This window comes from Candidatus Zixiibacteriota bacterium, from assembly GCA_026397505.1.
Taxonomy (GTDB): Bacteria; Zixibacteria; MSB-5A5; order GN15; family PGXB01; genus JAPLUR01.
In genome coordinates this window covers 18,834-28,688 of the sequence record JAPLUR010000066.1, presented here as the reverse complement: position 1 = coordinate 28,688, position 9,855 = coordinate 18,834, and the positions used below count along the sequence as shown (strand labels likewise).

Sequence of the window (9,855 nt, the reverse complement as noted above, 5' to 3'; positions counted from 1 at the left end):
CCCCAGCAGATCCGTAAACTCATCCGAACCACCAACGTCATCGAGAGAGCCTTCCGTGAGGTAAGACGGCGTCTGAAAATAATGGGATATTTCCAAAACGCCCCAAGCTGCCGGAGAATCGTTTATGCTTTATTCAACTATATCAATCATAAATGGCACAGAAACAATGAAATAATAAAAACCATCAAAAACATGATACAAAAAGCAGCCTAAATAAATGAAAAAAAGGATATACCAATTTCCACACTAATATTGACATTACCGGTACTTGCTATGCCCCTGCTAAATACATAATTTACCCCCATGAAAATCCTACTCTCCAGAATCTGGGCGGGGTGGAAAAGGTTCGGCCGCATACTCGGAGCGGTGCAGGCCGAACTTATCCTCTTTCTCTTCTATTTCCTGGTTTTCACCCTCTGCGGATTGATTATGAGACTCTTCGGCTTTGACTCCCTGAGAATAAGAAAAAAGCATCAAAGCAACTGGCAGAAGACCAACCTCGGACAGTTTGATGAGAAGAAAGCTACTCATCAGAGTTGATTGGTATGAATATACTGGGGATATCCTGCTTTTATCATGATGCGGCGGCGGCGCTTGTGGTCGATGGCGCCTTAAGAGCTGCGGCGCAAGAGGAGCGCTTCACCGGGACAAAACATGACCCGGAGTTTCCAATCAATGCGATTCGATTCTGCCTTGAGAAAGAAAATTTGGATATCAGCCATATCGATGGCATCGTTTTCTATGATAAACCGTTCACTAAGTTTGACCGCATTCTCCAGAGTTACTTTCAGACTGTTCCCAAATCTTATCCGGCGTTTCGGAAAGCAATTCCGGTCTGGTTGCGCCGGAAACTATGGCTTCCCTCTATCATCAAGAAGGAACTGCAATACAAAGGCCCAATCTATTTTGTGGAGCACCATCTCTCACATGCCGCCGGGACATATTACACCTCTCCCTTCGAGCGGGCCGCGATATTGACTATCGATGGGGTCGGCGAGTGGGCGACGGCATCAATCGGCAAAGGAGTGGGAAACCGGATTGAGCTTTCATGGGCGATGAATTATCCCCATTCGGTGGGGCTTCTCTACTCGGCTTTCACCTATTTTCTCGGCTTTCAGGTCAATTCGGCGGAGTACAAGGTCATGGGGCTGGCGCCGTACGGCCGGCCGCTTTACGCCGAGCTGATCCGTAAAGAACTGGTGCAGATATTCGATGACGGCTCCATCCATCTCAACATGAAATATTTCAAATATCACTATGGCCTGGAGATGACCGGCCGCCGCTTTGATAAACTTTTCGGCCGTACAAGACGCAATCCCGAGTCGGAGCTGACCGATTCCGATCGTGATCTGGCCGCCTCGATTCAGGAGGTCACCGGGGAAATTATCCTGAAAATGGCCAATCATGCCAAAAAGATAACGGGGGAGAATAATCTTTGCCTTTCCGGCGGGGTGGCGCTTAATTGTACCGCCGCGGGGCACCTGCTTCAGAAGAGAATTTTCGACAATATCCATATTCAGCCGGCCGCCTCCGACTGCGGTGGCGCGGTCGGCGCCGCCCTCTATATGTACTACTCCCTGACCGGTGCCGATAAAATAAATAACCAGCCCTATTTCACTCTGGGTCCGTCATACAATAATGAGGATATAGAGAAATATTTGACGGGGATCGGCGCACCATACAGTATCAGACCTGAAACGGAATTGATCGATTATATCGCCGGCTGGCTGTCACAGGGGAAAATAGTCGCTCTTCTTTACGGTCCGATGGAATTCGGCCCCCGGGCGCTCGGCTTCCGCTCCATACTGGCCTCACCGCAAGATGCGGCAATGAAAGCCAGAATCAATTCCGCGGTCAAATACCGCGAGCCGTTCCGCCCCTTTGCGCCGGTCGTTCTCGAGGAGAAAGTATCGGCCTATTTTGAGAATGGAAAATCCTCACCGTATATGTTATTCAATTTTGATGTCAAACCGGATCAACGCGAGAAGATTCCGGCGGTTACCCATATTGACGGCACCGCGCGAATTCAGACCGTAAACTGCGAACAAAACCCGAGGTTGTACGGCATACTGAAAGAATTCGAACGGCGGACCGGAGTCGCGGTGTTGCTCAATACTTCGTTCAATCTTCGAGGAAGACCGATTGTTCGAACCCCGCAAGAGGCTTTCGCCACTTTCATTTCCTCGGGCATTGATGCTCTGGTCATGGAAAACTGTGCCCTGGCAAAAGAGACTCTCCCGGCCGGAAAATTCGAAAATCTCAGAATCGCTACTAAAGAGGATTAAAAAAACCGGTTGCCCTATTCCCCAACCTAATTATATTAGTATTGTATGGCTATAAGAGAGCGTCTCAAAATATTCGGCGAATTTTGGTATTTTCTGAAAACCTCCAAACGCTGGTGGATGGGCCCGATTATTCTGTTTCTGATACTTCTTTCCCTGCTGATAATTTTCGCCGAATCATCGGCGCTGGCTCCCTTTATCTATTCCCTTTTCTAGTCTATGGCCGATGCCGAACGAAAGAAGGGCTGTCTCTGGAAAATCGCCCTGCTATCGCTCTCTGTCCCCGCCTTTATTCTGATTACGGAAATAATATTCACCATAATTCCGGTCGATACCTATTTCGAAAATCGTTTCTTTCTGGTCAATCGCTCTCTTGATTACCCCGAGGTTTTCAAGAAAGACCATGACCTGTTCTGGCGTTTTCGCCCCTCATTGGACATCACTTCCCGCTTTTTCGAAGGGAAAAGATATCGCATCAATTCCTATGGTTTACGAGGCGATGGAATTCCCCCCAAATCGGACAGGATACGTTTGATGTTTCTGGGAAACTCCTGCACTTTCGGCTGGGGGATGGCCGACAACCAGACCTATGTCAAACAACTGGAGATGATGATCAACGCCGACCCATCGCTCCCAAAAGTGGAAGTTATTAACGCCGGTATTCCGGGGTATAGCAGCTTTCAGGGGCGGAGGTTTTTCCAGTCGGATATCGTTCCCCTCAAACCGGATATCGTACTGGCCATGTTCGCCTGGAATGACCAGTGGGCGGCGGCCGGGAATATCCCTGATGACGAGCAAAAACTCCCCCGGCAGAGTATCATTGATATTCAGAATCTGCTCTCCCGTCTCAAAATATATCGCATGACCAAAAAACTCCTGTTATCCGCCGTCGAAAAACCGCTTAGCGAGGAGCTCAACCGTCAGAAACCGGTCTATCGTGTCTCTTTTGCGGATTTCTATGACAATCTCAATGCCATCGTAAATTATGCCCGAGTCGAACGGATAAAACCGATCCTTCTTACCTCGCCAATTCCCTCACTGGACAAATATTACCCGGCCCGCAGCAACTCGCCCATGCATGATTATCATGAATATTACAATATGCAGACACGCCTGGCAGCCCGGAATAATAGTGCCGACTTAATTGATATCGCTCAGGAATTCAATAAATACGATAATCTCTACGACAATGCCCCCAAAGACCCGATTCATTTTAACGCCGAGGGTCATCGCATCGCCGCCGAGGCGATTTACCAATATCTCAAAGCCAATCCGTTTCTGTTACAACGGAAGTAATTCAGATCGGGCGTCCGGGTTTGTGCCCCAGGACACAAAGGGTGCTTGCCCCCTGAAAGCCCACCGCAAGGACTCTCTTCTTCAGTTCCATCCCCTTTTCCATGAGCCGCTGCCGGTCAGGACACTCTTTTATTTTGCCCATATACTGGTCGCATATCTTAAGAAATTCATCGGTCAGCTTATCGTCATCATAGGCATCACTATCGACCCCGGTCAGATCGAATATTTCCAGTTCTCCCGGAGCAGGCTTCCGCACCTTATCAATGATTTCCTGCCGGGTAAAAGTCTCATTGTGGATTATGCCGTTCGTGCGGTCGATTTCCGCCCACCAATGGTGAAGATAGACATGGGTGAGCTGTTTTTCGGTCTGGTTATCGCGGTACATTTCGCAGATCAGGAAAAGGCCGCCCGGTTTGAGCACCCTCTTCATTTCCCCCAGAATGTCGTCGATATGATTCAGGTGGTGAAGCGAATAGGCAATGGCTATGGTATCAAAAGAGTCGTCGGCATAAGTCATCTTTCCGGCATCCATCACCTCGAAATTGACCTTGTCGCTGCCCAAATGCTCTCTGGCCGTATTGACATTGCTTTCCGATAAATCGATTCCGATTATCTGGTGGTAGTCGGCCAGCGAGGCCATCAGGTATTCCACAAAAGCCCCTCGCCCGGTGGCGACATCAAGCACCCGCCCCCCGTGCCATCTCTGAAGTCTTTCCTTCAGAATATCCATAGCCATATATTCCAATATTAAATATTATCTATTTATTAAGCATTACGCTGCCCTGCTCGGCTTGTTCCGCATCTTCGCGACTCATTAGATGTCGATGTCCTCTCTGCGTCTCGCTATGTAGAGCTTATTTGATCGGCGGAATAATGACGCAATGCTGCAAGACTATATCGCAAATTGTAAAAAAACGCCGCCGGGAAATATCCCCCGGCGGCGCATATAGTAATCTTGCAGCCTTACTGTGTCGCCGGTGCGGCTATCTTGAATGACAGCTCCTTTAAAACATTGCCGGAAGCATCGACAACCTTGACACTCCAGTCGCCGGTCCATTCCGGAAGAATCTTCTTGGCGCTCCAGGTTCGCCATGAGGAGCCGTTTACCGTCAATTCCACCGTGGCCTTTTCCTGCCCGTTGTAGGACCAAACATGCTTGATAGTCGAACTGCCGGATCCGCCGGTGACTTTGCACCAGAGATAAACCTGCCCCACCTCTGGGGTGAAACTATCGGCCATCCCGGTCGGCATCCGCTCCTGCACACCGGCGCAAAGCTGGGCCTCAACCCCAAGTGTGGCGGCAGGCGCCTGTGCCAGAACTGCCGCCGGCATCAGAAATGCCAGGGCTATCACAGCCCAAAGCAGCTTTCTAATCATATCAACCATTCCTTTCCTCAAAAATAAAAGACAAATAAGCCGGTAAATGATAATATTCGGCGCCTTATGGCGCAAGAAGAATCTTTAAGATTTTAGAAACGATCAAGCACGTCGATCAAGCGCCGCACGTCCGCACGGTCGTTAAATAGGTGCACGGCAGTCCGGATTGATCCCTCCCGGTACGAACAGACAATTTTCGACCGAACCAGTTCCTGATGCACTTTCGGGGCATTCTCGCAGGTGAAAGTCAAAATGGCCGAGCGGTGCCTTTCCTCCAAACAGGAGGTTATTCGGTAATGAGGGTTCGACTGAAGATAGGCAATCAGGATGTCCAGAAGCTGATGATTGTGACGCTGAATATTGCCCACGCCCAACGAACTGATCAGTTCTAGGGCGGCCCGCATGGCAAAAACATGGGCATAGGGGTATGTGCCCATTTCGAACCGTCGGGCCGAGTCGAACCAGGGGAGATCATAATGGAAAAGGTCGCTGAAATTGAGTTTCCAATCGACCGCCAGCCAGCTGGCCAGCGGTGTGGTAAGCTTCTTCTGCAACTCTTTCCGAACATAGAAAAGTCCGGTTCCCAGCGGCGAAAGCATCCATTTTTGCGCCCCGGAAGAGAAGATATCAATCCCGCATTTCCGGACATCAATAGGCTCAACACCGCACCCCTGAATGCCGTCGACCACAAAATAAAGCCCTTCCTTCCGGCAGATTTTCCCGATTTCCTCCAGATCATTTTTATAACCGTTGAAAAACTGGACAAAAGAAAGAGAAAGCACCCTGCTTCTGCCGCTTATCCCTTTTCGGAAACGTTCTATATCAAACCGCCGGTCAATCGATTTGAGGAATTTCACCTTGATTCCTCTTTCCCGAAGCGCCCGCCAGGGATAGACATTGGCCGGGAATTCGATATCGGATAGAAGCACCTCATCACCCTTTTTGAGCGGCAGCCCGAAAGCGGCGATATTAAGGCCGAAAGTAGTGCTGAACCCAAACCCGACCTCCTCCGGCCTGGCGCCAATGATATTACTCCCTATCCGGCGAATTCTATCCAGACTGTCGAAAGCATCATGGTCAATGACACTTTTTTCGAGGTACTGTGTCATTTCGTAATAGTCATAAAGGGCCTTTTTTACCGGGTGACAGAGAGGGCCGGTGCCGGCCGAATTGAAATATGTTATCCCATGTTTCTTCTCGGTAACCGGAAAGAGTTTGCGAGCCTTGCGGAATTTCTCCAAAAGAAGTCTATTCATTATGTTGCTCCGACAGTTTCAATCTTAAAGCGAATATAGATAACCGATTATGGCCATCGATCCCATGACCTTGATAAGAAACCCCAGCAATTGGTATAGCATGAATACCACCGGAATTTTTATCCGGAACAGTATCAGAAGCGCCATCGGCATCATCCCGAAAAGCAGCAGGTACAATCCCACCATGATCCCGCCGCGGAGACCGGAGAAGGGGATAAGCGTATAAAGCCAGCCATAGACCACCGAGGGCAGCAGCACAAAAAAAATAAATTCTATGATATAAGAAGAGACAAACCAGCCGAGACCTCTCTCTTCGAGCAGTGCCGCCGGGAAACCGACCAACGTAGGAACGACCTTTTCCAGCTTGTACCAGAGAAAACCGATTATCAGAAGATATACTGCGCCCGATAACAAACACCAGAGAAGAAGCTCGAAACTGACTATCATAACCATCCCTCATCACGATACCAGTAAAAAGTTTCTTTGGCCCCCTGCGGGAAAGGAATCCTTGATTTGAATCCCAATTCCCTTTCCGCCTTTTCCACCGAGATATGCCAGTCGGCCAGAATCTCGAAGGCCTTCTCAACCGTAAACATCGGTGTTTTCCCGGCGGAACGCAGGCTCTTTTCGGTAATTCTCGCGACCAGTTTCACCAGCCATCCGGGAAGATACAGCGGGAATGCGGCTCGTCCGACCGCTTTCCGCAGATATTTCACCAATTCTGCGTAAGTATAGCTTCTCGATTCGGCGATAAAATAAGCCGTCCCTGATTTCGTTTCGGTTTTCAGCGCCAGGCTAATGGCATTACAGAGGTCATCGACATGCACCAGAGAGAGCTTCCTTCTCCAGTTCCCCAGATATGGGCGGACACGGTTGTCCAGCACTTGAAAAAAAGAAAACATCTCCGTATCGCCGGGGCCATAGACGCCGGAAGGGCGAACAATTACCGAGTTAATCCTCTCCTTCATAGCCAGAACCTCCTGCTCACCGGCCGCTTTTGAACGTCCATAGGCAGTCAGAGGATGCAGGGGGGATTCCTCGGTCATGGGAATATCGCGCTCCGATGGTCCAACCGCCGCCATGGAGGAAACATATATTAATTTTTTGAGCTTTGGATTTCCCAGAGAAGCATCCAGGAGATTCTTTGTCCCTTGTCGATTGACTTCCATGAACTGTTCATTACGCCTGGCCTTGACCAGCCCGGCATTGTGAACGATATAATCGATATCCTTAACCATATCCGGCAGGGTTTCCGGCCGAGTTATATCACTATACCGGCAATCAAGGTTGAGTTCGTCGATAAGACTCGTATCGCAGCCGCGCCGGATACCCGCGATCGGATAATACCCTGCGGCCCGCAGATGCCGGCAGAGCCGGCTGCCGACAAAACCGTTGGCTCCGGTGACCAGAACCGTTTCCTGCCTGCTTTCTGACATCGTCGGAATTTAACCTCTTATCGGCGATTATTCAAGAATAAAGGGGATTTTCTGCTCTATTTACGTGAGATGTCATAGGTGAATGCCCCGCTTTCAAAAAATATCGGCGCTGAAACGATAGATTTCCGCCCGGGCGTCCTTATAGCTGTTTTTGGGGAGACCCGCCTTAAGACAGGTCTGCTCCAGAAAAGTCATTCGATCCCAGCCATGCTCGGTCGGCACCTGCGGCAAGAGAAGGCCGGAGTGCATATCCAGATGAATCGTCAGGCCATCCCGCCCAACTTTTATTTCCTCGATATTTTCCACCCGCACCAATGGTGAAAGCACAGATATTTCTATTTCAATATTTTTTAGTTCCTGTTCGTTGAGCGGCGTGAAACGGGGGTCATCAAAAGCCGCCGCCTGCGCCATATCGGCGATAACCTCATGAAGCGGCATGGCGGCACGAATCATCCCGATACAGCCGCGCAGCACCCCGCCTATTTTGATCGTCACAAAGGCGCCCCGTTTCTCGCGCAGCAGTTTCGAAACCGGCCTTTCCGGGCTGAATTTCGCGCCCGTTATTCCGGCCTCGATGGCCCGAAAGGCGATATCGCGGAGACACTCCTTATCCTCTTCGGTAAACTCCGCCGATTCTTTCCTGGCGTTCATCCCCATAATCCCATTCTGCCGGGGAGCTTTCTTGCTCGTGACTATCACCGCTGACAGGTATCCGACCACTTCCGATAAATCGCCGGTTGACTCGCCCGAGGTGGTATATCCGGTGATCACCACCTGCTCGCCGCCCAGCCTTTTCGAGGCGGTCATGGCCGAGACCATCGGGCCGCCGCCGCAGGCCTCACCCCGCCCCGAGGAAATTGTGTTTAGGAGCTTTTCCGGGTTGTACTCCTTAACCGCTTTTTGTATGTTGGCATCGAGTTTCCGCGCCTCTTTTTCGGTATAGAAATGAGACAGATCGCTTGAGGCGACAATAAGGCTGTTTTTCCCGTTCAGAGCCGTGGCCAGCACCTCACCCAACGCCCGGCAACTGTTTTCCTCCTGATCCCCCATCACAATCGCCACCAGTTTGAATTTCCCCAGCATCTGCTGCAAGAAGGGAAGCTGCACCTCCAGCGCATGTTCGCCCCGCACCGAACCGCCGGTATGCCCCTTATTCGAAAGATAGACCAGGGGATGAATAGAGCCTATTCTCTCGGAAAGTTTCTCATCAACCTCCACCACGCCAATCGGCGTCTGATAGGCCGAACCGTCATAAACCGACGCCCCCTGGAAAAAGACCGTATGCGATGGGGATATCACCACGACCACATCATAAGTCTCCCCCTCCAGTTGCTTGTAAGCAGCCGCCGCGGTCCTGCCCGAATAGACATATCCGGCATGGGGCGCGATAATTGCAGTTGGCCGCCCCGGAAGAGGTTTCTTCTCGGCTTCCGCGTAGAATTCGGCCAAAAGCTTGGAAAGCTCCACCGGATTGCCGGGATAAAAAGTTCCCGCTACCGCCGGTCGTCTGATTTCAATATCATTCTTCATAACTTTATTGCCTGAGCGGGATTAATGTAACCAAAAAGGTGGTCTTTGTCAAATGGGGCCGGCTGCCCCATCCGCCCACAGTCGGGGTGGCCCATCCGCTTGCGGTGGGTTATTCTCTGCGGGGATTCTTGTAGGGGCGAATCCGCCGACGGCGGACGGTCGCCCTTTCCCGCGCCGTCGTCACCCCCAATTGTCATGCTGGACTTGATCCAGCATCAGATATTGATATTCACTCTAGTTTGTAGGGAAGTAGCACAAAATCCCGAAGGGTTTTGCGAAAAATTGTAGGTCAGCGACCCTTGTGGTCCTGACAATGATTTGCGAAGCAAATCAAATTGCGCTGTTTTGTTTGATATTCGCTGTTGTGTCGGGTCTTGTTTCCCCCGACAAAGTCGGGGGGAATGTGACCTGACACACGTCCTCGTGTGCCGATTTTGTCTGCGACCATTGCGGTCGCCCTTTCCCGCGCCGTCGTCATCCCACGTTGTCATGCTGGACTTGATCCAGCATCCGTAGGTCAAAATTCCCCCTCGGGCGCCTCCAGCGACCGAGCGGGGTTTTGACAATCTTCTGACATTGCCGATTAAACCCCGGCAAATGATTTGCATAAATAAGTCTGATGCAAATATCCAATCCCTCGGGCGCGTTGCCTGGTGCAAGCCTTTCTTCAGGCGTTTC

11 protein-coding genes are annotated in these 9,855 nt (G+C 50.7%); 5 read left to right on the top strand and 6 right to left on the bottom strand.

The window, feature by feature from the left end:
- The 5 genes from NT002_07275 to NT002_07255 form a co-directional block, all read left to right on the top strand.
- Positions 1 to 213, top strand: a 213-nt coding sequence (locus NT002_07275) for a transposase (GenBank protein MCX6829071.1), incomplete at its 5' end; no start/stop codon positions are given.
- Between the two features lie 90 nt (positions 214 to 303).
- Positions 304 to 540 carry an SxtJ family membrane protein gene (locus NT002_07270; protein ID MCX6829070.1) on the top strand — a complete coding sequence of 79 codons (237 nt, stop codon included), beginning with the start codon at positions 304 to 306 and terminating at the stop codon, positions 538 to 540.
- Positions 541 to 545: 5 nt separating this feature from the next.
- Complete coding sequence (locus NT002_07265; protein MCX6829069.1) at positions 546 to 2,285, top strand: carbamoyltransferase; 1,740 nt, start codon at positions 546 to 548, stop codon at positions 2,283 to 2,285.
- Positions 2,286 to 2,330: 45 nt separating this feature from the next.
- Complete coding sequence (locus NT002_07260; protein MCX6829068.1) at positions 2,331 to 2,498, top strand: DUF5989 family protein; 168 nt, start codon at positions 2,331 to 2,333, stop codon at positions 2,496 to 2,498.
- 3 nt (positions 2,499 to 2,501) lie between these two features.
- A complete protein-coding gene (locus NT002_07255; GenBank protein MCX6829067.1) occupies positions 2,502 to 3,578 on the top strand; it encodes a GDSL-type esterase/lipase family protein in 1,077 nt (358 codons plus the stop codon).
- A gap of 1 nt (position 3,579) precedes the next feature.
- Here the strand turns inward: NT002_07255 and NT002_07250 are convergent, their stop codons facing one another.
- The 6 genes from NT002_07250 to amrB form a co-directional block, all read right to left on the bottom strand.
- On the bottom strand, positions 3,580 to 4,308 hold the full coding sequence (locus NT002_07250; protein ID MCX6829066.1) for a class I SAM-dependent methyltransferase: 729 nt from the start codon (positions 4,306 to 4,308) through the stop codon (positions 3,580 to 3,582).
- A gap of 233 nt (positions 4,309 to 4,541) precedes the next feature.
- Entirely contained in the window at positions 4,542 to 4,955 is a 414-nt protein-coding gene (locus NT002_07245; GenBank protein MCX6829065.1) for a DUF2914 domain-containing protein, read from the bottom strand.
- A gap of 92 nt (positions 4,956 to 5,047) precedes the next feature.
- Positions 5,048 to 6,211 carry an aminotransferase class V-fold PLP-dependent enzyme gene (locus NT002_07240; GenBank protein MCX6829064.1) on the bottom strand — a complete coding sequence of 388 codons (1,164 nt, stop codon included), beginning with the start codon at positions 6,209 to 6,211 and terminating at the stop codon, positions 5,048 to 5,050.
- Between the two features lie 24 nt (positions 6,212 to 6,235).
- Positions 6,236 to 6,658: a hypothetical protein gene (locus tag NT002_07235; GenBank protein MCX6829063.1), complete on the bottom strand. Its 423-nt coding sequence runs from the start codon at positions 6,656 to 6,658 to the stop codon at positions 6,236 to 6,238.
- Entirely contained in the window at positions 6,655 to 7,647 is a 993-nt protein-coding gene (locus NT002_07230) for an NAD-dependent epimerase/dehydratase family protein (GenBank protein MCX6829062.1), read from the bottom strand. The genes NT002_07235 and NT002_07230 overlap by 4 nt, the downstream gene beginning before the upstream one ends.
- A gap of 93 nt (positions 7,648 to 7,740) precedes the next feature.
- Complete coding sequence (amrB, locus tag NT002_07225; GenBank protein MCX6829061.1) at positions 7,741 to 9,177, bottom strand: AmmeMemoRadiSam system protein B; 1,437 nt, start codon at positions 9,175 to 9,177, stop codon at positions 7,741 to 7,743.
- Between the last annotated feature and the right edge of the window lie 678 nt (positions 9,178 to 9,855).

What these genes read in the sequence shown, in the direction of transcription:
- NT002_07230 (MCX6829062.1), bottom strand. Translation starts at nt 7,647, where the DNA reads ATGTCAGAAAGCAGGCAGGAAACGGTTCTGGTCACCGGAGCCAACGGT.
- NT002_07235 (MCX6829063.1), bottom strand. Translation starts at nt 6,658, where the DNA reads ATGATAGTCAGTTTCGAGCTTCTTCTCTGGTGTTTGTTATCGGGCGCA.
- NT002_07240 (MCX6829064.1), bottom strand. Translation starts at nt 6,211, where the DNA reads ATGAATAGACTTCTTTTGGAGAAATTCCGCAAGGCTCGCAAACTCTTT.
- amrB (MCX6829061.1), bottom strand. Translation starts at nt 9,177, where the DNA reads ATGAAGAATGATATTGAAATCAGACGACCGGCGGTAGCGGGAACTTTT.
- NT002_07245 (MCX6829065.1), bottom strand. Translation starts at nt 4,955, where the DNA reads ATGATTAGAAAGCTGCTTTGGGCTGTGATAGCCCTGGCATTTCTGATG.
- NT002_07255 (MCX6829067.1), top strand. Translation starts at nt 2,502, where the DNA reads ATGGCCGATGCCGAACGAAAGAAGGGCTGTCTCTGGAAAATCGCCCTG.
- NT002_07270 (MCX6829070.1), top strand. Translation starts at nt 304, where the DNA reads ATGAAAATCCTACTCTCCAGAATCTGGGCGGGGTGGAAAAGGTTCGGC.
- NT002_07260 (MCX6829068.1), top strand. Translation starts at nt 2,331, where the DNA reads ATGGCTATAAGAGAGCGTCTCAAAATATTCGGCGAATTTTGGTATTTT.
- NT002_07250 (MCX6829066.1), bottom strand. Translation starts at nt 4,308, where the DNA reads ATGGATATTCTGAAGGAAAGACTTCAGAGATGGCACGGGGGGCGGGTG.
- NT002_07265 (MCX6829069.1), top strand. Translation starts at nt 546, where the DNA reads ATGAATATACTGGGGATATCCTGCTTTTATCATGATGCGGCGGCGGCG.